The organism is Phocaeicola plebeius (genome assembly GCF_003437535.1).
GTDB classification, from domain to species: domain Bacteria; phylum Bacteroidota; class Bacteroidia; order Bacteroidales; family Bacteroidaceae; genus Phocaeicola; species Phocaeicola plebeius_A.
In genome coordinates this window covers 103,624-125,790 of record NZ_QSQT01000010.1, presented here as the reverse complement: position 1 = coordinate 125,790, position 22,167 = coordinate 103,624, and the positions used below count along the sequence as shown (strand labels likewise).

The 22,167-nt window shown below is 51.0% G+C and carries 27 protein-coding genes and 1 riboswitch; of the genes, 20 read left to right on the top strand and 7 right to left on the bottom strand.

The annotated features are described in order from the left end of the window. From DXD04_RS16770 to DXD04_RS06980, 3 genes are all read left to right on the top strand, one after another. A partial coding sequence (locus tag DXD04_RS16770; protein WP_220444611.1) for a hypothetical protein occupies positions 1 to 233 on the top strand: 233 nt, incomplete at its 5' end. A 222-nt stretch (positions 234 to 455) separates the two neighbouring features. After that, a complete protein-coding gene (locus DXD04_RS06985) occupies positions 456 to 932 on the top strand; it encodes a GNAT family N-acetyltransferase (protein ID WP_117672073.1) in 477 nt (158 codons plus the stop codon). A gap of 207 nt (positions 933 to 1,139) precedes the next feature. Continuing rightward, a complete protein-coding gene (locus tag DXD04_RS06980; RefSeq protein ID WP_117672091.1) occupies positions 1,140 to 2,012 on the top strand; it encodes a pyridoxamine kinase in 873 nt (290 codons plus the stop codon). A gap of 13 nt (positions 2,013 to 2,025) precedes the next feature. Here DXD04_RS06980 and DXD04_RS06975 read toward each other — a convergent pair whose 3' ends face one another. From DXD04_RS06975 to DXD04_RS06965, 3 genes are read right to left on the bottom strand one after another with little or no spacing between them, the layout of a single operon-like run. Next, positions 2,026 to 2,619, bottom strand: coding sequence for an aminotransferase class IV family protein (locus DXD04_RS06975; protein ID WP_117672071.1), 594 nt, complete (start codon positions 2,617 to 2,619; stop codon positions 2,026 to 2,028). Continuing rightward, complete coding sequence (locus DXD04_RS06970) at positions 2,603 to 3,607, bottom strand: aminodeoxychorismate synthase component I (protein WP_117672069.1); 1,005 nt, start codon at positions 3,605 to 3,607, stop codon at positions 2,603 to 2,605. The genes DXD04_RS06975 and DXD04_RS06970 overlap by 17 nt, the downstream gene beginning before the upstream one ends. Further along, positions 3,600 to 3,965, bottom strand: coding sequence for a YbaN family protein (locus tag DXD04_RS06965; protein WP_040313354.1), 366 nt, complete (start codon positions 3,963 to 3,965; stop codon positions 3,600 to 3,602). Before DXD04_RS06965 ends, DXD04_RS06970 begins: the two co-directional genes overlap by 8 nt. Positions 3,966 to 4,125: 160 nt before the next feature. On the opposite strand from DXD04_RS06965, the gene uraH reads away from it, so the two are divergent. After that, on the top strand, positions 4,126 to 4,536 hold the full coding sequence (gene uraH, locus DXD04_RS06960; RefSeq protein ID WP_117672067.1) for a hydroxyisourate hydrolase: 411 nt from the start codon (positions 4,126 to 4,128) through the stop codon (positions 4,534 to 4,536). Between the two features lie 19 nt (positions 4,537 to 4,555). Here the strand turns inward: uraH and DXD04_RS06955 are convergent, their stop codons facing one another. Continuing rightward, positions 4,556 to 4,915 (bottom strand): DUF2023 family protein, encoded by a 360-nt coding sequence (locus DXD04_RS06955; RefSeq protein ID WP_007563936.1) that lies wholly within the window; start codon positions 4,913 to 4,915, stop codon positions 4,556 to 4,558. A gap of 42 nt (positions 4,916 to 4,957) precedes the next feature. Next, positions 4,958 to 5,464, bottom strand: a complete 507-nt coding sequence (gene fldA / locus DXD04_RS06950; RefSeq protein WP_117672065.1) for a flavodoxin FldA — start codon at positions 5,462 to 5,464, stop codon at positions 4,958 to 4,960. A gap of 151 nt (positions 5,465 to 5,615) precedes the next feature. On the opposite strand from fldA, the gene DXD04_RS06945 reads away from it, so the two are divergent. Further along, positions 5,616 to 5,993: a winged helix-turn-helix transcriptional regulator gene (locus DXD04_RS06945; RefSeq protein ID WP_117672063.1), complete on the top strand. Its 378-nt coding sequence runs from the start codon at positions 5,616 to 5,618 to the stop codon at positions 5,991 to 5,993. Between the two features lie 23 nt (positions 5,994 to 6,016). Here the strand turns inward: DXD04_RS06945 and DXD04_RS06940 are convergent, their stop codons facing one another. Further along, entirely contained in the window at positions 6,017 to 6,478 is a 462-nt protein-coding gene (locus DXD04_RS06940) for an ester cyclase (protein WP_117672061.1), read from the bottom strand. Between the two features lie 358 nt (positions 6,479 to 6,836). Between DXD04_RS06940 and DXD04_RS06935 the strand changes: the two genes are divergently transcribed. The 15 genes from DXD04_RS06935 to DXD04_RS06860 all read left to right on the top strand — a co-directional run bounded on the left by DXD04_RS06935 (position 6,837) and on the right by DXD04_RS06860 (position 21,258). After that, a complete protein-coding gene (locus tag DXD04_RS06935) occupies positions 6,837 to 7,799 on the top strand; it encodes a YitT family protein (RefSeq protein ID WP_117672059.1) in 963 nt (320 codons plus the stop codon). Between the two features lie 163 nt (positions 7,800 to 7,962). Continuing rightward, positions 7,963 to 8,412, top strand: coding sequence for a cupin domain-containing protein (locus DXD04_RS06930; RefSeq protein ID WP_117672057.1), 450 nt, complete (start codon positions 7,963 to 7,965; stop codon positions 8,410 to 8,412). A 276-nt stretch (positions 8,413 to 8,688) separates the two neighbouring features. After that, the gene (locus DXD04_RS06925; protein ID WP_181977459.1) at positions 8,689 to 9,435 is read left to right on the top strand and encodes a metallophosphoesterase family protein; all 747 of its coding nucleotides are present in this window, start codon (positions 8,689 to 8,691) and stop codon (positions 9,433 to 9,435) included. Next, positions 9,416 to 10,087 (top strand): hypothetical protein, encoded by a 672-nt coding sequence (locus tag DXD04_RS06920; protein WP_117672054.1) that lies wholly within the window; start codon positions 9,416 to 9,418, stop codon positions 10,085 to 10,087. The genes DXD04_RS06925 and DXD04_RS06920 overlap by 20 nt, the downstream gene beginning before the upstream one ends. A 75-nt stretch (positions 10,088 to 10,162) precedes the next feature. Further along, positions 10,163 to 10,263: riboswitch (TPP riboswitch) on the top strand. Positions 10,264 to 10,323: 60 nt separating this feature from the next. Next, a complete protein-coding gene (gene thiS, locus DXD04_RS06915) occupies positions 10,324 to 10,524 on the top strand; it encodes a sulfur carrier protein ThiS (RefSeq protein WP_117672052.1) in 201 nt (66 codons plus the stop codon). After that, entirely contained in the window at positions 10,514 to 11,173 is a 660-nt protein-coding gene (locus DXD04_RS06910; RefSeq protein WP_117672050.1) for a thiamine phosphate synthase, read from the top strand. Before thiS ends, DXD04_RS06910 begins: the two co-directional genes overlap by 11 nt. 512 nt (positions 11,174 to 11,685) lie before the next feature. After that, the gene (locus DXD04_RS06900) at positions 11,686 to 12,462 is read left to right on the top strand and encodes a thiazole synthase (protein WP_007563920.1); all 777 of its coding nucleotides are present in this window, start codon (positions 11,686 to 11,688) and stop codon (positions 12,460 to 12,462) included. 59 nt (positions 12,463 to 12,521) lie between these two features. After that, positions 12,522 to 14,222, top strand: a complete 1,701-nt coding sequence (thiC, locus tag DXD04_RS06895; protein WP_117672046.1) for a phosphomethylpyrimidine synthase ThiC — start codon at positions 12,522 to 12,524, stop codon at positions 14,220 to 14,222. A gap of 51 nt (positions 14,223 to 14,273) precedes the next feature. Then, entirely contained in the window at positions 14,274 to 15,425 is a 1,152-nt protein-coding gene (gene thiH, locus DXD04_RS06890) for a 2-iminoacetate synthase ThiH (protein ID WP_117672044.1), read from the top strand. A 253-nt stretch (positions 15,426 to 15,678) separates the two neighbouring features. Then, on the top strand, positions 15,679 to 16,395 hold the full coding sequence (locus DXD04_RS06885) for a HesA/MoeB/ThiF family protein (protein WP_117672042.1): 717 nt from the start codon (positions 15,679 to 15,681) through the stop codon (positions 16,393 to 16,395). A gap of 104 nt (positions 16,396 to 16,499) precedes the next feature. Beyond that, positions 16,500 to 18,599: a leucine-rich repeat protein gene (locus DXD04_RS06880; protein ID WP_117672040.1), complete on the top strand. Its 2,100-nt coding sequence runs from the start codon at positions 16,500 to 16,502 to the stop codon at positions 18,597 to 18,599. Positions 18,600 to 18,820: 221 nt separating this feature from the next. Next, a complete protein-coding gene (locus DXD04_RS06875) occupies positions 18,821 to 19,039 on the top strand; it encodes a helix-turn-helix transcriptional regulator (RefSeq protein ID WP_117672038.1) in 219 nt (72 codons plus the stop codon). Further along, positions 19,036 to 20,205: a clostripain-related cysteine peptidase gene (locus DXD04_RS06870; protein WP_117672036.1), complete on the top strand. Its 1,170-nt coding sequence runs from the start codon at positions 19,036 to 19,038 to the stop codon at positions 20,203 to 20,205. The genes DXD04_RS06875 and DXD04_RS06870 overlap by 4 nt, the downstream gene beginning before the upstream one ends. A gap of 89 nt (positions 20,206 to 20,294) precedes the next feature. Then, on the top strand, positions 20,295 to 20,675 hold the full coding sequence (locus DXD04_RS06865) for a hypothetical protein (protein ID WP_117672035.1): 381 nt from the start codon (positions 20,295 to 20,297) through the stop codon (positions 20,673 to 20,675). Between the two features lie 4 nt (positions 20,676 to 20,679). After that, positions 20,680 to 21,258, top strand: a complete 579-nt coding sequence (locus tag DXD04_RS06860; protein ID WP_147330750.1) for a DUF6642 family protein — start codon at positions 20,680 to 20,682, stop codon at positions 21,256 to 21,258. Between the two features lie 77 nt (positions 21,259 to 21,335). Here the strand turns inward: DXD04_RS06860 and DXD04_RS06855 are convergent, their stop codons facing one another. Further along, positions 21,336 to 22,160 carry an SDR family oxidoreductase gene (locus DXD04_RS06855; protein ID WP_117672031.1) on the bottom strand — a complete coding sequence of 275 codons (825 nt, stop codon included), beginning with the start codon at positions 22,158 to 22,160 and terminating at the stop codon, positions 21,336 to 21,338. Positions 22,161 to 22,167: the final 7 nt, after the last annotated feature.

Sequence of the window (22,167 nt, the reverse complement as noted above, 5' to 3'; positions counted from 1 at the left end):
TTTGTCAGGAATTAATCTTCAAACTGACAACTATTTTCAGTACACTTCAAACAAAGAGTTTACCGCCAAACGCCGAAGCGTTTCAGACAAAACGTCAAAGAGTTTCCTTCCAAACGCAAAGACGTTTCCCCCCCAGTTACCTCCCCACACTCCTGTTTCCCGAAAGCACATATAAAAATACCCCTAAACCGCTTCCAGAATCTTCTAAACACGCCCAATTTATGCGTCAATAATCCCATCCAGAAGACTTCTGAGAAGGGATTACCTTGCATACTTCCCTCTGAAAGAATAAATCCATCAAGACAAAAAGACAGGAATCCAGCCAGAATCCTGCACAAAAGACATCATTCATTTCCAGAAAAAGAAAAAAGAACAAAGAAAAAAAACAGAAAAAAATCCATCGAAAAGCGTATCTTTACAATCCATATTACAATCAATTCATAAACATTTATCTCATGCAGATACGACTTGTTTCAACTAGCAAGAAACGTTTCCTCCCGCTCTTGCTTCTGGCCGATGAACAGGAATCCATGATAGACCGCTACCTGGAACGGGGCGACTTATACGTGATGTACGACAAACTGTTTACAGAACCGGTTGCCGTGGCCGTCGTAACGGATGAGGGAAAAGGAATTCGTGAGCTGAAAAACCTGGCTGTAGCTCCACACTGGCAACGGAAAGGATACGGACGGCAGATGGTGGAATACCTTTGCCAGCGTTACCAGAATGTGTGTCACACGCTGACGGTAGGCACAGGAGACAGTCATATGACCATTTCATTTTATCAGAACTGCGGGTTTGTTTACTCGCACACGGTGCCCGACTTTTTTACCCTCCACTATGACCATCCAATTGTAGAGGATGGAAAGGTACTGAAAGACATGTACTATTTCAGCCGCACTCTTACCCAGACAAATGAAACTGACGGATGAATCAGAATAAACCCTGCAAAAGTTTGCTCGTTCCGCAAAAAGTCGCGTCCTTTGTACAAGTAAATTCACAAAACTATGGCTGACAATTACATTGAACGACAATATGAGGCATATCAGGCACGGAAGGCGGCCTGGGAGAAAGAACGGAAGTACAAAAAGAAAAAACCGACGGCTCCGGCTGAAACTCCCCATCGCTCGGGGGCTTTCCTGCAAAATCAGGTGAAAAAGGTGGTGGCTGTGCACGACCTGTCGGGCGTGGGTCACGTGTCACTGATGGCGGTCATTCCGGTGCTTTCGTCCATGGGCTTTCAGGTGTGTCCGCTGCCCACGGCAGTCCTGTCCGCACATACGCAGTACCCCACGTACTCGTTCCTCGACCTGACCGACGAGATGAAGCGTATCATCGAGAACTGGGAGAAGATGAACGTGCACTTCGATACTTTCTACACGGGTTATCTGGGTTCGCCGCAACAGGCACAGATTGTGGAGGAGTTTATCCTGAAGTTCCGTGGGGAGAACGACATGGTGGTGGTGGACCCGGTGCTGGGCGACAACGGTCACCTTTACAAGGGTATCACCGAAGAGATGGTGACGGAGATGAAGAAGCTGATTCACCTGGCGGATGTCATCACACCCAACCTGACGGAGCTGTATTACCTGCTGGACATGCCGTATCAGGAGCACATCACGGACGCGGAACTGAAACAGGCACTAAAGACACTTTCCGACCGGGGTCCGGCCATCGTCATTGCCACGAGCGTACCGGTGAGCGGCGATCCGCGTTCTACGTCGGTCTATGCCTACAACCGCTTTGGCGACCGCTACTGGAAGGTGACCTGCCCCTATCTGCCGGCACACTATCCGGGCACGGGCGACACGTTTACGAGTGTCATCACGGGAGCACTGATGCAGGGCGACAGTCTGCCCATTGCGCTCGACCGCGCCACGCAGTTTATCTTGCAGGGCATACGGGCCACATTCGGCTATGAGTACAACAACCTGGAGGGTATCATGCTGGAGAAGGTGCTCCACAACCTCGACATGCCGATTCAAATCAGCAGTTACGAGCTGGTGGAATAAGCGGCCACGCGAATCAGTACATACGTATCTGCCCGACGGGGAGTTCCACTTCGCCGAAGGGTATCAGGGCATTGAACAGACGGATATGCCGGTAGTTTCCGAGGGAGGCGACCGGGATGTCCGTTTCTTTTATCTGTCCGGTGTCGAGCAGGTATCGGCGCTGGGTTCCGGCCAGCAGAGGCTGTGCGGGGGTATGCCATTCGCATCCGTTCCAAAGGGCGATGTTGGCGATAGAGGTATCGGTGAGGAGTCCGTGGCGCACGATGAGTACGTCGTCAGCCGTATCGCGCAGAGCGAAGGCTTCGTCGAGCACACGACGGTCGGCCTGCTTGTAGCGATAGTCGATGTCGTCCTTCGCCACCAGTTGCAGACTATGTACGGGGCAGACGTGGTAAGGAAAGTATTCCACACGAATCACGTCGCGGGCATAGGTCAGGCGGCAACGGGTGCGTGCGGTATAGGCTTCCGGACGGAGGTAGTCACACACGTGGAGGTCGGGCACAGGACCGAAAAAAGCACGGCGCGTATCGTTCATGCGGCGGTCGTGCAGCGAGGCATGCCACACCTTACCGTCTTCAATGCGGAGCGTTTCAATAAAGAGGCACATAGACTTTCTGTTTCATTTCTTCATATTCGTTTCGGGCATCGCTGCGGAAGGTGATTCCTCCCCCGCTCTTGAACACCTTCGTGCCGTCGGGCTGCTGTTCCAGGAAACGGATGAGCACGGCACTGTCCAGGTTGCGGCCGTCAAAGTAGCCGGTCACACCGGTATAAAAGCCACGGTCGTACGTCTCGGCTTCGCGGATAATCTGCACAGTGCGGGGCTTGGGAGCTCCGGTGATGGAACCTGCCGGCAGGAGACTGAAAAACAGGTCGCCCAGTTGTGAAGGATAGTCTTCGGGCAGACGGCCACGGATTTCAGAACTCATCTGGAGCAACGGGCCACGGTGGGTATGCAGCTCGTCCAGGTAGCGGTAGCAGGTCACGGTGACTTCGGTGGCGAAACGGCTCAGGTCGTTGCGGATAAGGTCGGTGATGGTAGCATGCTCGGCTGCTTCTTTCGGGTCGGCCAGCAGGCGTTCACGGGCATCAGGCAACGTAGCATCCATCGTACCTTTCATGGGATGGGAATAGATAAAGCCATCGGTTATCCGGACAAAGATTTCGGGCGAGAACACCACAAAGCTATCGTTTACCCACAGTCTGTAGGGAGCACGGGCATGGTCGAACACCTGCCGCAGGGTGAGGTCGGTATCGACGAGGGTAGCACAGGTGTAGTTCACCAAGAAGGAATTGCCGCCATGCAAGTGACGGTGTACAATGTCGAATCCGCGACGGTACTCCTCAAAACTCATCGGACAAGGCTCCCAACGAAAAGAGCGGGGATGCGGAGTGGCGGGCATTCCTTGCGGCACGTTCGTGGCTCCCGGAAAGGCAAACAGCAGTTCCGAAGAAGGCAGACGGTGGGGTTCTTCCACCAGGCATTTCTCGGCGATATAATCTATCAGGAAAAAGAACGGGCGACCTTCGCTGCCAAAGCAGTTCATGCGGGTGATGGCTTCCTCACGGCCACAAAAAGAGAGGGTATCAATCATTTCGTTTGGTTTTGAGGGAACAGAGATAAAGGGTTACTCCCACAGCTACGGCAAGCATCATCGCTTTCAGCCAGAGGGCATCGAACATCAGGAAGATGCAATGCAGGGAGGTGAGCCACAACAGACTCAGGGCGAGAATCTTGGCACGCAGAGGGATGGCGCGCGACTCACGGAAATCGCGGATATAAGGTCCCAGCAGCTTGTGGTTCAGCAACCACTGGTAAGCTCTCGGCGAACTGCGGAAAAAGAGGGCAGCCGAAAGCAACAGAAAGGGTGTGGTGGGCAGCACGGGCAGGAAAATACCGGCCACACCCAGTGCCAGCGACAGGAATCCGATGGGGAGGTAAATGTATTTCATGGCGCAAAAATACAAGGTAAACGGCACACCGCAGGCAGGAGTTTAGTTAATAACCTCAAAATCGGAGGGACTGCAAAGAAGAAAGCTTGCAGAAAAAGAAAGTTTTCATCATATTTGTAATTGTTACAATCTTGTTAAACCATTCAACTATCAAAGAATCATGAAAAAACTAATCTGGACTTTATGTGTGATGGTGTGGAGCCTGGCGGGCTTTGCACAGGAAAAGAGTTACCAACTTTCCAGCCACATCCTGGACATTCTGCAGGGGCAGCCTGCGGCGGGAGTGAAAATCAGTCTGTCGCATCTTCAGCCCGACGGAAAGACCTGGGCGCTGCTGGAGGAAAGACTGACCGACGAGAACGGCCGCGTGAAGGATTTCCTGGAGGAAGGCACAACCGACCACAAGGGCATCTACCGCCTGACGTATCACGTGGCACCCTACTTCGAACGGTTGCAGCAGGATTCGTTCTACCCGTTCATCGAAGTGGTGTTCGAAATCAAGGACGGCAAGCACTACCACGTGCCAATCACGCTTTCGCCTTACGGATATTCTACGTATAGAGGAAACTGAAAAAAGAATGGGAGCCTTTTCAAGCTCCCATTTTTCGTGCCTTGCGGGTGCAATATCGCTTGCACTGGGCACAGATGTCATAACCCAGCATGGCTCCCAATATGAAATCTTCTTCCGGAGTGAGCAGGTTCAGGGGACGTGTCACCATCATGCGGATGGCTTCAATACATTCCGCCTTGCCGAAGAAAAGATTGATGCGCTCGTCGTCCACCGGCTGAATCACAAACTTGATGCGCTGGCTTCGCAGACGTTTCACGGCAAAGTCTTCATATCGCTTGTTCGTGGTGTACAACACCATCTGACGCACGCCTTTCTTCAGCTCATAGATGTGGTTGAGAAAGACTTTCAGTTCTACGGGATTGATATCGGGAGTCATCATGGGCTACGGATTTAGAAGATAGAGAAATGAGGTCGGAAGGAATCAAGCCAAATCGGCTTTGAGCATCTCTGTCCAGGCCGACACGCGGGCATCGGTCCGGTCGCTTTCGTTCACGTCGTCGAGGGCCAGTCCCACAAATTTTCCGTCGGCAACGGCCACGGAAGAAGCGTAGGTGTAATCGCTGTCGGACACGGCTCCCACGAAGGTACATCCGCTGTCTTTCAGGTCTTCAAAGAGGATACCCATACCGTCGCAGAAAGTATCGGAATAGGATTCGGAATCGCCGCAGCCGAAGAGGGCGATGGTCTTGCCGGAGAGGTTGGCGTTTTTCAGCACCTTAATACCGTCGTACCAGTCGTCCTGCAACTCTCCGTCACCCCAAGTAGAGGTGCCCAGAATCAGGGCTTCGTAACTCTCTGCCAGGGCAGCATCCAGCTTGCTCACATCGTGTACATCTGCCGGGGATACTCCCAGCTTTTCCGCTATCAGGCGGGCCACAGACTCGGTGGTGCCTGTGGTAGAACCATAAAAAATACCAGTTTTCTTCATTTTCTACATGTTTGATTTGACATCGCAAAGAAACGGCATCCAGCGCGGATTTGAAATACCTAAAAATTGGGATTTTAAAGGCGGCATCTGTGGGTTATTTACTAACTTTGGGCAGAAAAACAAAAGACCGGCCCTCTGCCGGAGATAAAGTATGAGAAGAAAGGAAGAAAAAAATACCATTATCGAGATATGTCCGGTGCGGAACGTGATTGCCCGCTTCGGCAACAAATGGGCTTTGCTGGTTATTCTGATTTTAAGTGAAAACAAGGTGCTGCGTTTCAGCGAACTCAAGAAAATGATTCCCGACGTATCGTCGCGAATGCTGTCGAGCACGCTCCGTACGCTGGAGGCTGACGGGCTGGTAAGCCGGAAGGTGTATCCAGAGGTACCGCCCAAAGTAGAATACAGTCTGACGGAAACCGGACTTTCGCTGGTTCCCTTCATCGTCCAGCTGACTGAATGGGCGCAAAAGCACATGAAATCCATAGTAAAACACCGGGAGGAGTTTGAAGCTGCCGAAGAAGAGTAGCAGCTTCTTTCCTCGCGGAAGAATTACTTGCTTCCCGGTACTGGCAACATACCGAGCTGCATCAGCATACTGAAGAGGTCGGGTACACTGTGTTCGCGGACAATCTTGCTGTCCTTCAGTTCGTAGATGTTCATGGCCGTCACACGGACAGGTTTGCCGGTGGCGAGCATACCCATGAAAGGCTGGGTCTGAGTACCGCTCATCGTGAAACGAATCATCACCTTGTCGCCTTCTGCAATGACTTCTTCGGCATTCCACTGCACATCGGGCATGGCACCGCGCATCATGCGTAGCACATCCATGTAGCCTTCAAAGCCGTGCAGCGGCTCTGGCGAAGTGGGGGCATAGAAAATCACTTCGGGGGCGATAATGGTTTCACCTATCGAGCGGTCGCCCGTGTTGATGAAACGGATAAACTGTTGCATGACTTGTTTGTTTTTTTCCAGGACGGATGCCTGTTCGGAAGTTACTTCATTTTTCATCATCTTACTTGTTTCTTTAAAGAGTCAGACCGCGGAGGTTTCCGGTTCAGGAAAGGCCTGCCGGAAGCGGTCTTCTCAGCATTTACGGTACAAACTTAGCACTTTCTTTTCTGACACACAAGAGGTTACATTTCTTCTGCTTAGTAACCTTTTTCTCACTTTTGCTGGATTTCAGCCGGTTTTATAGGGAAATTTTGCTGTTATTTTCTGCGGAAGAAGACAAGCGACCTTTCGACATTTCTTTCTACCTGCACTATGAGGATAGAAAAGACGTCTCAGCACAGCCAAATTAGAAAAATGCTGTGTTTTCCATTTGCTTTTGATTTTTTGTATATTTGTCGCATAAAAATAAGAAACAACTATGAAACAGACTCTTTATGCATGGGCCAGCATCGTGGTGGGATGTACCATCCTGGCGGCCGGATTCGTATTCTTTATCAATCCCTATAATATTGTGCCCGGAGGAGTGTACGGGGCCAGCATCGTACTCCACAACCTGTTCCCGTCTATCCAGGTGGGTACGTTCGGCTATATGTTCGACATACCGCTGCTCATCCTGTCGGTGCTGTTGTTGGGAGCAAAGTTAGGGATACGTACCATTGTGGCGGCCCTGCTCACTCCGTTGCTGATGAACACCATGTCGCGGCTGGTCTACCCTACCCGCGAAGCACTGGAGAGTCTGGACCCGGCACAACTGCTGGGAGGCAGCATGAACATGACGGACCACCTGATGCTGACGTGCATCATCGGGGCAGTGGTCATCGGTGTGGGTACGGGCATCGTGATACGCAGTCAGGCTACCACGGGCGGAAGTGACATCGTGGGGATGCTGCTACAGAAATATGCGCACATCCGTTTCTCACGGGCCATTCTGCTGGTGGACGGGGCGGTAGTGTGCTTCGGACTGGTGGTTATCGGTTTCGGACTGGGTACGGCGAGCGACTCTACGCAGCCTTCGTGGCACCTGTCGTTCTATTCGCTCATTTCCATCTTCATCATCTCGCGGGTCATTGCCTACATGATTAACGGGGCGAAGAACGACAAATTGATTTTTGTCATCAGCGACCATGAGTTGCAGGCTCTTCACCAGTACATTCTGAAGGACCTGGACCGCACGGCTACCTGTATCAAGAGTTCGGGACTCTACACGGGCAAGGACAAGGAGATGATTTTCCTTGTAGTGAGCTACCAGGAGGTGCAGGGCGTGAAACTGAAAATCAAAGAGGCCGATCCAAGGGCATTTGTGGTGGTGACGGATGCATACGACACCTTTGGCGAAGGATGGAAACAGCTTCCTTCTCCACACGAGATTTATCCGGAGTAACCATGCAATGCTTGATGTAAAAAAATCATAAATCTTCACTTTGTAATCTGTTCTTAATGAACATTAGTAACCTGGAAGTAACTTACTTACATTCAACTCCCTTCTTGTATGAGACAAAAGAATCGTCCACCTTTGCTGTCGAAATCATTAAAACAGTTACATTATGAAACAGACTCAGCAAATTGCAGAAGGCACTCATTTTTCAGCCTTATCTACAGGCTCTTTCAGCCAGTTGAATGACTATGTATTGCCGGTAGCTCCGGGAATGGAAATTCAGGGGAAAGTGTTCATGGGACAGACGTTGCAGACCACAGGCGCAGAAATCTCATTCCAGTCGTTCGCTCCGGGAAAGGAAACCGGTTTCCTTCATACGCACCAGACACACGAAGAATTATATATTTTCGTGAGTGGAAAGGGTGAATTTCAGGTGGACGGACAGGTTTTCCCTGTAGGGGAAGGAAGCGTAGTGCGCGTGGCTCCAGAAGGCAAACGTTCAGTGCGCAACAATGGTACGGAACCGCTGATTATGATTTGCGTACAATACAAAGCTCAGACATTCACAGCTCAGGATGCGGCCGACGGACAACTCCTGCAGGAGCCCGTGAAATGGTAACACACTGTAAGAAAGTAAACAACGGGGCAGACTCGGACGAGTCTCCCCTTTTTTCATATACAGAAAGCCCTTCCTGAAATCGGCCCAACCAAAATCCGACTTTTAAGACAGAAAATCCGACATTCTGAAAAACGTACTACCGGGATTTATGTCATACCTTTGCATAAACAAAAAAACTTGCTTATGCACATTCTTTTTACGCATTTCCGTCGTTTCCGCTCCGGCTTTATACAGGTGTGTTTCTGCTTGGGTATTTTGCTGCTGGGCGGATGCGACATGATTGAATATCACCCGTACGACCTCGACATTGACGGAGAAACGGACGTGAATCGCCGGAACATTGAACGGATTGAAACGGCTACTTACAGAAAAGAGGAAATCCGGTTTGCCGTAATCAGTGACACACAGCGCTGGTACGATGAAACGGAGGATGCCGTGGAGGCCTTGAACCGGCGCGATGACCTGGATTTCGTGCTTCACACGGGCGATATGTCCGACTTCGGCCTGAAACTGGAATTTGAGAAACAACGCGACATTCTCAGCGGACTGAAGGTGCCTTTTGTCTGCCTGCTGGGCAACCATGATTGTCTGGCTACGGGACTCGATGTGTTCCGCAAGATATTCGGCACGGAAGATTTCGCCTTTACTGCCGGTAACGTGCGTTTTCTGTGCCTGAATACCAATGCCCTGGAGTTTGACTACTCGTCGGCGGTACCCAATATCCAGTTTATCCGCGACGAAGGCGACCACGTGCCCGAAGGAGTGGAAAAAACCGTGGTGGCCATGCACGCAGGTCCTTTCTCCGAACAGTTCAACAACAACATCGCCGAATATTTCCATTATTACCTGAAGGAAATGCCCGACTTGCAGTTCTGTGTCTACGGTCACGGGCACAATGTAAGCGTAGACGAGTTCTTCGACGACGGTATCAAGTATTACGAATGCAGCTGCGCCAAAGACCGTTCTTATTTATTTTTCACCCTCAACTCAAACGGCTATACCTATGAAGTGGTCAATTTTTAAACTGCTGCTGGCAGGAGGAATGGCCGGAATGACGCTCCTGCCTCTTTGCGCACAAAACGACAGTATCGCTCCGGCCGTCAAGGAACGCCGCTGGGACAAGCGCGAGCACCTGCGTTATGATGAACGGTGGGAACGCCTGAAACCCACTCACCTGAAATGGCAATATGCCGGAGGAATGGGACTCAACTCGGTGGGCGTGGGCTGGGATTACGGACGCCGCTGCCAGTGGGAAACGGACTGTCAGGTAGGTTTCCTTCCGGCCAAGTATGCCGAGAAATTCCGTCTCACATTTACCGTGAAGCAGAACTACATTCCCTGGAGCATCTGCTTCAAGGAGCACTGGATGGCTGAACCCTTCTACTGTGGTCTGTACATCACCACCATTGCAGGCGACGAGTTCTGGAAGAAGGAACCGGGACGCTATCCCAACAAATACTATAACTTCAGTACCAAGATGCGCCCCTATATCTTCGTGGGACAGCGGTTCGGGTTCAGTCCCCACCACGACCTGGTGCGCCACGTCTCCCTGTTCTATGAGTTGAGCACCTGCGAACTGTATCTCATCAGCAAGGCCACCAACAAAAGTCTCTCCATGCGCGACATCCTGCGGCTGTCGTTCGGTGTGAAAGTACAGCTGTTCAGAGACGAATAGACACAGCCTGCAAAAAAAGATAAAAAAGGAACGGCAGCCGTTCGCCGTTCCAAAGTTTTCGTTACCTTTGCCGGAAAGTAAACAAAGGGGTGCCCCACGGATGTGTCCGGGCTGAGATTATACCCTACGAACCTGATGCGGTTAATACCGACGAAGGGATTGTTGATTCTGACATCTATTTCCTTTCCCCGTCCGCGGGATGCTCTCTTTGGTTTACACGCTAAAACAGTACGCTTATGAAACTATTGGTAAACAACAAAGAGACGGAACTTACACAAGGTCATACAATTGCCGCACTGGCACAGCAGCTGGGACTTCCGAAGCAGGGAGTGGCCATCGCGCTGCACAACCGCATGGTTCCGCGTGCGGAATGGGAAAACACCGTCCTGAACGAGGGCGACAGTCTGGTCATCATCAAAGCAGCTTGTGGAGGATAAGACCATGGACATGAATCATTTCAAGCTGCAGTTCATCACACATTTCACCGACACGTATTCGTATCTCGACTCGGCCCGGATGGCCCTCGAAGGGGGATGCCGCTGGGTACAGTTGCGCATGAAGCATGCCTCGGACGAGGAGACGGAAGCGGTGGCCCTGGAGGTACAGAAACTGTGCCGCACGTACGGAGCCACTTTCCTCATCGACGACCGGGTGGAACTGGTGCGCAAGCTGAAGGCCGACGGAGTGCACCTGGGCAAGAACGACATGCCGATAGCCGAAGCACGGAAAATCCTCGGAAAGGATTTCCTCATCGGAGGTACGGCCAACACGTTCGATGACGTACGGGCACACTATGAAGCCGGAGCCGACTACATCGGTTGCGGACCGTTCCGCTTCACCACCACAAAAGAAAAGCTCAGCCCCATCCTCGGACTGGAAGGCTACCGTTCCATCGTACAGCAGATGAAGGCGGAAGGCATCCACCTGCCCATCGTAGCCATCGGCGGCATCACCCTGGAAGACATCCCTGCCATTATGCAGACCGGCGTGACGGGCATCGCCCTGAGCGGCACCATCCTGCGGGCAGCGAATCCGGTGGAAGAGACGAAGAAAATCGTAAGTCAATTAAAAATGAATAATGAATAACGAGAAACGAAAAATTTGTGGATGTGTTCATTTTTAGACAGAAGAACAAAAGAAACATATTTTTCAAATCCTCTGATTTTCAAGATTTCATCACAAACTCCAACTCACCTTTGCCGGTAAAGAAATTCCTACTTTACCACAAAGAATAACGAGTAAAGGAACCCAAAAAAGAACGAAGCTCCGAAGCGATTTCGCCCCAAAGGAAGCCCCAAAACAAAAAAAACGGATCAAAGAATAAAGAAGCAAAAACTCCCCACAGCGATTTCGCCAAAGGCGAAGAGCGACAGCCCCCAAAAAATCCCGTCCTCAGTTTCGGATCGAAAAGCGGAGAAGCAGAGCACGGCGAAAAGAAGCGCAGGCTGTTTGAGCAAAGCGAGTTCCTGCGCTTCCGACGAGCGAAACTTCGCAGCCGGTCCGAAACTGCAGACGGCGGTTTTTCTTTTTGTTACCTTTTTCTTTTTGCCGCCAAAAAGAAAAAGTAAGAGCAAGCAATAAACAAAATAGATAAAACAATGGAAAAACTAATCATTGCGGGAAAAGAATTCGAATCCCGCCTATTCTTAGGAACAGGAAAATTCAACTCCAACCAACTCATGGAAGAAGCCATTCTGGCTTCCGGCACAGAAATGGTGACCGTAGCCATGAAACGTATCGAACTTGACAACAAGGAAGACGACATGCTGAAACATATCATCCACCCCCATATCCAGTTGCTCCCGAATACCTCGGGCGTGCGCACCGCAGAAGAAGCCGTGTTCGCCGCACAGATGGCCCGCGAAGCCTTCGGCACCAACTGGCTGAAACTGGAAATCCATCCCGACCCGCGCTACCTGTTGCCGGATTCTACCGAGACCCTGAAGGCTACGGAAGAACTGGTGAAACTGGGATTCGTGGTATTGCCTTACTGCCAGGCCGACCCGACCCTGTGCAAGCGTCTGGAAGAAGCCGGAGCGGCTACCGTAATGCCGCTGGCTGCCCCCATCGGTACGAACAAGGGATTGCAGACACGCGACTTCCTGCGCATCATCATCGAGCAGAGCAACGTGCCGGTGGTAGTGGATGCCGGTATCGGTGCACCGAGCCATGCGGCTGAAGCCATGGAAATGGGTGCCGCTGCCTGCCTGGTAAATACCGCCATCGCTGTAGCTGGAAATCCGGTGGAAATGGCCGTAGCCTTCAAGGAAGCTGTCATTGCCGGACGCCGCGCCTACGAAGCCGGACTGGGTATTCAGGCCGATAACCTCGTGGCATCTGCCTCCTCTCCCCTCACTTCTTTCTTGAATGAATAAATCCTGATTTTCTCAACCGGTAGGGACTGTTCCCTACCCGCAAACAAACCCCGATTTATATGGAAAAAGAAAAAGACCAAAAAGCATACGCCCATGCAGAGAAAGCCTACATGCAGGGCACCCTTTTCCCCTTTGTAAAGGTAGGCATGCAGAAAGTGAACCTCACCCCGACGGTGACCGTAGTAGACGGCAAGAAGGTAATGACACCTAATGCACCGGTGTACGTGTACGACACGAGCGGTCCGTTCAGCGACCCGAACATTGAAATCGACCTGAAGAAAGGACTGCCGCGCATGCGTGAGAGCTGGATTACCTCACGCGGCGATGTGGAACAGTTGCCGTCCATCACTTCGGAATATGGCAAGATGCGCCGTGACGACCACTCGCTCGATCACCTGCGCTTTGAACACATCGCCCTGCCTTACCGTGCCAAGGAAGGCCACTGCTGTACGCAGATGTACTACGCCAAACAGGGCATCGTGACACCGGAAATGGAGTACGTAGCCATCCGTGAGAACATGAACTGCAAGGAACTGGGCATCGACACCTACATCACACCGGAATTCGTGCGCGACGAGATTGCTGCCGGACGTGCCGTACTGCCTGCCAACATCAACCACCCGGAATCGGAACCGATGGTTATCGGCCGCAACTTCCTGGTGAAAATCAATACCAACATCGGCAACTCGGCCACTACTTCAAGCATCGACGAGGAAGTGGACAAGGCGGTGTGGAGCTGCAAATGGGGCGGCGACACGCTGATGGACCTGTCGACGGGTGCCAACATCCACGAAACTCGTGAATGGATTGTGCGCAACTGTCCGGTGCCGGTGGGTACCGTGCCCATCTATCAGGCACTGGAGAAGGTAAACGGCAAGGTGGAAGACCTGACCTGGGAAATCTACCGCGACACCCTTATCGAGCAGTGCGAGCAGGGAGTGGACTACTTCACCATCCATGCCGGTATCCGTCGTCACAACGTACACCTGGCCGACAAGCGTCTGTGCGGTATCGTGAGCCGTGGCGGAAGTATCATGAGCAAGTGGTGCCTTATCCACGACCAGGAATCCTTCCTCTACGAGCACTTTGACGACATCTGCGACATTCTGGCTCAGTACGACGTGGCCGTATCATTGGGCGACGGATTGCGTCCGGGCTGTATCGCCGATGCCAACGACGAGGCTCAGTTTGCCGAACTCGACACGATGGGCGAGCTCGTACTCCGTGCCTGGGAAAAGAACGTGCAGGCCTTTATCGAAGGTCCGGGACACGTGCCCTTGCACAAGATTCGTGAGAACATGGAGCGTCAGATCAGCCACTGCCACAACGCGCCGTTCTATACCCTCGGCCCGCTGGTAACCGACATTGCTCCGGGTTACGACCACATCACTTCGGCCATCGGTGCCGCACAAATCGGCTGGCTGGGTACGGCCATGCTGTGCTACGTCACTCCGAAGGAACACCTGGGTCTGCCCAACCGCGAAGATGTACGTACGGGTGTGATCACCTACAAGATTGCCGCCCATGCAGCCGACCTGGCCAAAGGTCATCCGGGCGCACAGATCCGCGACAATGCCCTGAGCAAGGCCCGCTACGAGTTCCGCTGGCGCGACCAGTTCCACCTGAGTCTCGACCCCGACCGTGCGCTGGAATACTTCAACGAGGGACGTCACACCGACGGCGAGTACTGCACCATGTGTGGTCCGAACTTCTGTGCGATGAAACTCAGCCGCGACCTGAAAACAATTAATAATGAATAATGCATCAGGCCAGCATCTTTAACTTTTAATTTTTAACTATTAACTATAGAAATGTTTAGTGACGAATTAGAAAAAATAAGCTGGGAGGAGACGACCAAGGCCATCTACTCCAAAACCGAGGCCGACGTGATTCGGGCACTCGGAAAATCACGGTGCGACGTAGACGACTTCATGGCTCTCATCTCGCCGGCTGCCGAAAAATTCCTTGAACCCATGGCACGCCTCAGCAAGAAATATACCGAAGAGCGTTTCGGACGCACCATGTCGATGTTCATCCCGCTCTACATCACAAACTCGTGCACCAACTCGTGCGTGTACTGCGGCTTCCACATCAGCAACCCCATGGCGCGCACCATCCTGACACCCGAAGAAATTGAAAACGAATACAAGGCCATCAAGAAGCTCGGCCCGTTCGAAAACCTGCTGATTGTGACGGGTGAGAATCCGGCCAAGGCGGGTGTGCCCTACATTGCCAAAGCGCTCAACCTGGCCAAGCCGTACTTCTCGAACCTGAAAATCGAGGTGATGCCGCTCAAGACGGAAGAATATGCCGAACTGGTACACCACGGACTGAACGGCGTAATCTGTTTCCAGGAAACATACAACAAGGCCCGCTACAACGTGTACCATCCGCGCGGCATGAAGTCGAAGTTCGAATGGCGTGTCAACGGGTTCGACCGCATGGGGCAGGCCGGCGTACACTCCATCGGCATGGGCGTGCTCATCGGACTGGAGGACTGGCGTACGGACGTGACCATGATGGCTTACCACCTGCGCTACTTGCAGAAGCATTACTGGAAGACGAAATACAGCGTGAACTTCCCGCGCATGCGTCCGGCCGAAAACGAAGGTTTCCAGCCTAACGTCATCATGAGCGACAAGGAGCTGGCACAGGTCACTTTCGCCATGCGTATCTTCGACCACGACGTGGACATCTCCTACTCTACCCGCGAACCGGCCAATATCCGCGACCACATGGCTTCACTGGGTGTGACTACCATGAGTGCCGAGAGCAAGACGGAACCGGGCGGATATTACACCTACCCGCAGGCACTGGAGCAGTTCCATGTAAGCGACGAACGTACAGCCGTAGAAATCGAGAAGGCCCTCAAGGCATTGGGACGCGAACCGGTATGGAAGGACTGGGATGCTTCGTTCGACCACGTGGCACAGTCGCACGCCACTGCCGCTGCGGCCCGCTGAAAAACCCTCCGGAACACTCTCTGAAAAACGCCTTTACGTTTATCGGAAACCCCCGAAGCGTTTCTGCAAAAACGCCCTTACGTTTTCCCTGAAACGCAAGTACGTTTTACTTCAAACACAAGTGCGTTTTGATGGAAACACAAGGACGTTTGTTCAAGACAAGTATAACCCTCTTCAGAAGGCATCCTGAGGCCATTATCCCGACTTTCGGATGCCTTTCTGTCTTTACTCACTTTATTCCCCTTTTAACCTTATGAAACTGACCGAAAAAGAAGCGTCACGCTACAACCGACAGATTCTGCTCGACGAAATCGGCGAGACAGGACAACTCCTGCTGAAGCAGGCCCGCGTACTCATCGTGGGAGTGGGCGGACTGGGGTCGCCCATTGCCCTCTACCTGGCCGGTGCCGGAGTGGGCACCATCGGACTGATTGACGACGATACCGTGAGCGAGACCAACCTCCAGCGGCAGGTGCTCTACAGCGAACCTGAAATCGGACTCTCCAAGGCCGAACAGGCCAAACTGCGCCTGCAGGCCCTCAACTCCGACATCCGCATGGAAGCCTGGAACGAACGGCTCACCCCGCAGAATGCCGAATGCCTCATTGTCAACTACGACATTGTGGTGGACGGCTGCGACAATTTCCGCACGCGCTACCTCATTAACGACACCTGCGTGCGGCTGGACAAGGTGTACGTGTACGGTGCCATCCGCGAGTTCGACGGGCAAGTCTCCGTGTTCAACTACCAGGGCGGTCCCGACTACCGCACCCTCTTCCCCGACGAAGAAGAAATGCTCGCCATGCCCCACCCCTCCAAGGCCGTGCTGGGTGTCACTCCGGGCGTAGTAGGCTGCGTGGAAGCCAGCGAGACGATGAAAGTCATCCTGGGCAGTCCGTACGTGCTGAGCGGAAAACTCTGGCACATCGACCTGCGAAGTCTGGAAAGCTACGTCATTTCGCTGGTATAGCCCCACACGGTTCGCTGAAAATCACGGTTTTCGGTGATGTACAGCTCCTCAGATAGCCTTACTTTTGTATAAACGTAAATTATCCTATTATTCTTATCTTTAGTATGAACAAAAGTAAAGCAACGACAGCCCTGAAATCGCTGCTGGTTTCAGGCTGTGCCCTTTTTGTGTGGGGCATGACACCCGTATTTTTAGCCTCCACCCTTACCTCGTGCGAAAAATTAGAGGATATTTTAGGAGGTGGTGATGATGATGAAGACGACGGAGACGGAAGCAGCTCAGGCAATCTGAACGGAGTGGGTACTACCGACGGAGCGACTCCCTATTTCAACCTGGAAACGACCCGCATCGAATTGCCTGCCGTAAGAGACGGAGAAGGCATACAGGTGAAATGCCAGACCAACATCATGAGCATGCGCTATGTGCTGGAGAAATTCAAGAAATTCAGTGAAGGTGAACTGACCGAGCAGGAGGACTATTCGTTCATCCTGGAAAATCCGGATTATTCGTTCTACGGCGAAGAATACCTGCAGTATTACACCAACTACTCCAGCGAGAAACAGACTGACAACCTGCTGATTTATGCCACCGACAGAGACAGTCTGCTGGCCACCATCCCCATCGAACAGGCAGCTGCTCCCCATATCAGCGTGGCCAAGGCAGATGCAGGCATCAATGAAATCACGCTGACACTGGAAGGACAGAACGGCGCCAATCTCTACTCCACTTACATCTCAACAGACAGCATCCCCTTGTTCGAAGTCATTCAGGATTTGAAAAACGGAGGCTCAGGACTTCCTTTTGAATACCTCTTCGACCTTCAAAGCCAGCCTACCTGTACTTTCTCCGGGCTGACGGAAGCAACCAAATACTACATCTACCTGCAAGGCGGTACGGAACCGGGGCCCTTGTGCGGAGTTTCACTGTACACCGTCACTACTGCCATGCGCGGCAAGGAAGATGCCTTGATACTGGAATATGTGTTGAACAACCTGAACAACCGCACGGTGTATCTTCCGTTTGAAGGACGGGTGAAAGGTGTCATCGACTGGGGCGACGGGGTGACTGAGGTGCTCGACAAGTCATACGTATATTCGGCCGACTTGTCACACGTTTATGCCCAAGGTGCCGAATCGACGGTAGAAGTAGCCTTCAAAGGTACGGTAGAATCTCTGACAACCAACAGCACGACCAAAGGAGAAATCCTCAAGAGTTCACTCATCGGCATCACACAATGGGGTACGCCCGAACTGAAAACACTGAGACTGGAGGATGTTACTGCACTGACCCAGCTGGCTGCCGATACCAAGGGAGCACTGTCTGCCATCACGGACTTCACCTCCTGCTTTGAAGACTGTACGGGACTGACCAACCTCCCCGAAGACCTGTTTGCCATGGCAACCGGTGCCCAAACGTTCGACAGAGCCTTCCAAGGCTGTACGGGACTGACTTCACTTCCGCTCAATCTCTTCGCCCAGAATTCCAGTGCCCGCAACTTTAACGCTACCTTCTCCGGCTGCACAGGATTGCTCTATCTGCCCGAAGACCTCTTTGCAAGCAACAAAGACATCTATGTCATGAACGATGTGTTCAGCGGATGTGAAAACCTGAAAGAGATTCCGGCCGGACTGTTCCGTAACAATACCCGTTTAGGATACATACAATGTGCTTTCTCAGGATGCAGCTCGCTCACCAGTCTGCCCGAAGGACTGTTTGCCAACTGTCCGGGCATACAGAGTGTGTCAGAAATCAACTCCGTCATGGAAGCCTACGGCCTTTTCTCGAATTGCACCTCATTGACAGAAATCCCGGAAGACTTGTTCGCCAATATGACCAAGATTACCAGGTTAGATGGTATATTCAAGGGATGTACCTCCCTCCGCGAGATTCCGGAAAAGCTGTTTGCAAACAACACACAGGTGATTTCCATGTGGGAAGCCTTTGCCGGATGCAAGAGTCTGCAACGCATTCCTACCGGACTGTTCGACTCCATGCGCACCCTGCAAGCTGTCCGTCTCTTGTTCAAAAGCTGCAGTTCGCTCACCGGCGAATCGCCCTATACCCTGATAAACGGAAAAAAAGTGCACTTGTATGAACGCAAGGATTACCCGAATGAATTCCTTGAAATCACCAGTCACACCAGCGCGTTCAACAACTGTACGAACCTGACCGACTATGAATCTATTCCGAGCAACTGGAAATAAACGAGTCCCGATTTTTGCATAATTATCCTTCCCCTGCCAGAGCAAGATAAAAAACAAAGGCCCGGCAGGGATTTTTCATGCCTCAATTTCCGATTCTCTGTTTTTTATGCTAACTAAAGTACACCTTTTCGATATAGCATTAGGCAGATAGATTAATTTTATACCTTAAAGGGTATAATGAAAGAAAAATTCATTATATTTACACCCAAAAGGGTATAATCATGGAACAAACTACACTCTCTAAGTATGTAAAAGACATGCGTAAGCTATACAATCTGACGCAAGTAGAACTATCCGAAAAATCAGGAGTAGGCTTACGTTTTGTCCGTGAACTGGAACAAGGCAAGCAAACTCTCCGGCTGGATAAAGTAAATCAGATATTGAATCTTTTCGGAAACGAAGTCGGTGCAGTCCCCATTTCAAAAGAAGATGAACCATGAAACTTATCCACCTACTTCCCATATTGCTTGTCATCGGACTCTCCTGCCTGACGAGTTGCCAGAAAGAAGAAATTCCGTCTGCCAACAGCGAACGGACACTCTTCATGTACCTGCCGTGGTCCACCAACCTGACGAGTTATTTCTACCAGAATATCGAGGATATGGAAGACGCCATCTCCCGCAGAGGACTAGACAAGGAGCGGGTGATCGTCTTTCTGTCCACCAGTTCCACGGAAGCAGAATTGTTTGAAATCACGGTCAACAACGGTACCTGCACCCGGCAGATACTGAAAGAATATACCCGCCCCGCATTTACGACCGAAGAAGGACTCACGGGCATTCTGAACGACATGGAATCATTTGCTCCCGCCAAAACCTACTCCCTGATTGTGGGCTGCCACGGCATGGGATGGCTGCCCGTCGCCCAAAGCAAGGCACGTGCCACTACGAAACCCCGCTATCACTGGGAGTACTCACACACTCCACTGACCCGCTTTTTCGGGGGACTGACAGCGGAATACCAGACGGAGGTAACCACCCTCGCCGAGAGTCTCTCCAACTGCGGATTGAAAATGGAATACATCCTGTTTGACGACTGCTACATGTCTTCGCTGGAGGTGGCCTACGACCTGCGCCACGTGACCCGTCACCTGATAGCCTGCCCCACGGAAATCATGGTCTACGGTATGCCTTACTCCCACATCGGAGAATACCTGCTGGCCGAGAATCCCGACTACAGCGCCATCTGCCAGACTTTCTATCAATTCTATTCCAGTTACACATACCCCTACGGCACCATTGCGGTGACCGACTGCTCCCGACTGGACGAACTGGCTCTCCTGATGAAAGACATTCATTCCCGCTATTCGCTGGACGACTCACAAACGGCCTCCATTCAGCGTATGGACGGCTATTCTCCCGTAATTTTCTATGATTTCGGCGATTACGTTCGTGCCCTTTGCGGCGACGATGCAGAGCAGCTGACCCAGTTTGAGACTTTGCTGGAACAAGTCGTTCCCTACAAGGCACACACCGAGAAATATTTCACAGCAGCCCGTGGTCCGCTTCCCATAGAACGATATTCCGGCATTACCACCTCCGCACCCAGCACAAACAGCCTGGCAAGTTCCTACTCGCAGACTTCATGGTATCTGGCTACGCATTGACAAACAATTAAATTATATTTTAAGGACAACGATACTATTTCATTAGAAATCACATAAATTTGTATCGTCATATATTTAACACATAAAATATGAAAAACAAAACATGGATTGCATTTGCAAACAGAAAAAGGTGTCATCATGCCGAAGCATTTAAAGAATTAGGTTACATAAGTTGGACTATGCACCGAACTCATTTTAATATTGGGGATATTATATATTTCTTCATGTCTGATGAACGATGTATACGCTTCAAAGGTAAAGTCGTCAAACAAAATTGCAACCGTGAAGATTCTTCTTATTGGATAGAACAAGCACCCAATGACAAAACATATAGAATTCAACTCATAGAAGAATATCATGGAACAGAGCTACAAGAAAAACATCTCTTTACACATGGATTCAAAGGATATCTCCGACACCCTCTTTGTAATAATGAAGAACTTCTAAGTTATATCACATCTAAATTTTAAAAACATGCATAACATTATTTGTTTGGAAAATGAATGGTTATTTAACAGTCAGAAAAAAGATAATCAATTTAACCTTGAAACTAAACACCTTCTAAACTGTTTAAGCAACTTCCACGACTGCAACTTTATTCATCGTTCTGTTTTATCTAAAGAAGATTTAATCTATTACATGAATTTCTTTACGAAAGATAAACGTAGATTCAATAAATATGATATTATTTACTTCGCATGTCATGGATGGAATCACAGTCTATCATTTGAAGGACAAGATGGAAATCTTGATTTAAGTGAACTGGCTGATATTTCCGGTGACTTCTTCACCAATAAAATTGTACATTTCAGTGCATGCCGCACATTGGCTAATGAAGCTGCCGCCCTGGACTTTAAAAAGCAAACAGGAGCAAAGTTAGTTAGTGGATACAAATTATCTGTAGATGCTATGAAATCTGCCATAGCTGATTTAGCTTATTTCAACGATCTTATGCACATAAAGAATGTAGGTATCATGCTAAATGAGGATATCAGCAAATTTTGGAAAACATACAGATCTTTACTTGATGAACTTAAATTCATCACGGTATAAATCAAAATCCTATATAAAAATGCTGATGGAAGACTGAGTTCATTTTTACCTTCCTCCATCAGTCATAAACATTTCTATCATTCTTTCGAGCCATAAAAATAAGCTGCCGTAGCACCTCCGTCTACCAGAAAATCAGAGCCGGTGATAAAGGCCCCCCGGTTGCTCATCAACAGTTCAGCCACATTCGCCACCTCGTCGGCCGTGCCGGGACGATGCGCCGGACACTGGGCAAACATCTTTTTATAGAACTCCCCACGCACCCCGTTGAACTCGTCAAGTGCCAGTGGGGTGACGATAATACCTGGAGAAATGGAATTCAGACGGGCACCTCGTTCACCCCATCTCACTGCCTCCGCCATGACGCGCTTCACGTTGCAACGTTTCGCCAGCTGGTAGGCATGGAGCGTATCGCGGATGTGCGAGGGTTGCAGTACCTCCAGATTCAGCAATTCTTCCGTTGGTGTGCAAGCCAGCTGTGCATCGATTTCAGCACCAAGGGCCGGCAAGCGGTGTCCAGATTGACTGGCTATCGTAACACCCGTTCCACCCTGCCGGATAACTTTCCCAACTTCTTCCAGCAATACCGCCGTACCGTACAAGTCGACTTTCAGAATGGTCTCGACCGAGGCTTGCGAAGGAGACACTCCTGCCGCATTGACCAGCATGGCCATCTCTCCATATTGCTGCGCCGTCTCAATCAGTCCGAGAATGGAGGTGCGCGACGACAAGTCCATCTCCACCGGAAGCACATCAAATCCGGCACGGTTCATCGTATCGGCCACGGCCTGCGCATTCTCCATCCGCTTGTCACCGACCACAATCTTCATTCCATATCCCATCCGCCGAGCTATCGCCATACCGATTTGTCCGGCACCCGTAAGCAACATTACTTCTTTTTTCATCTTGTCT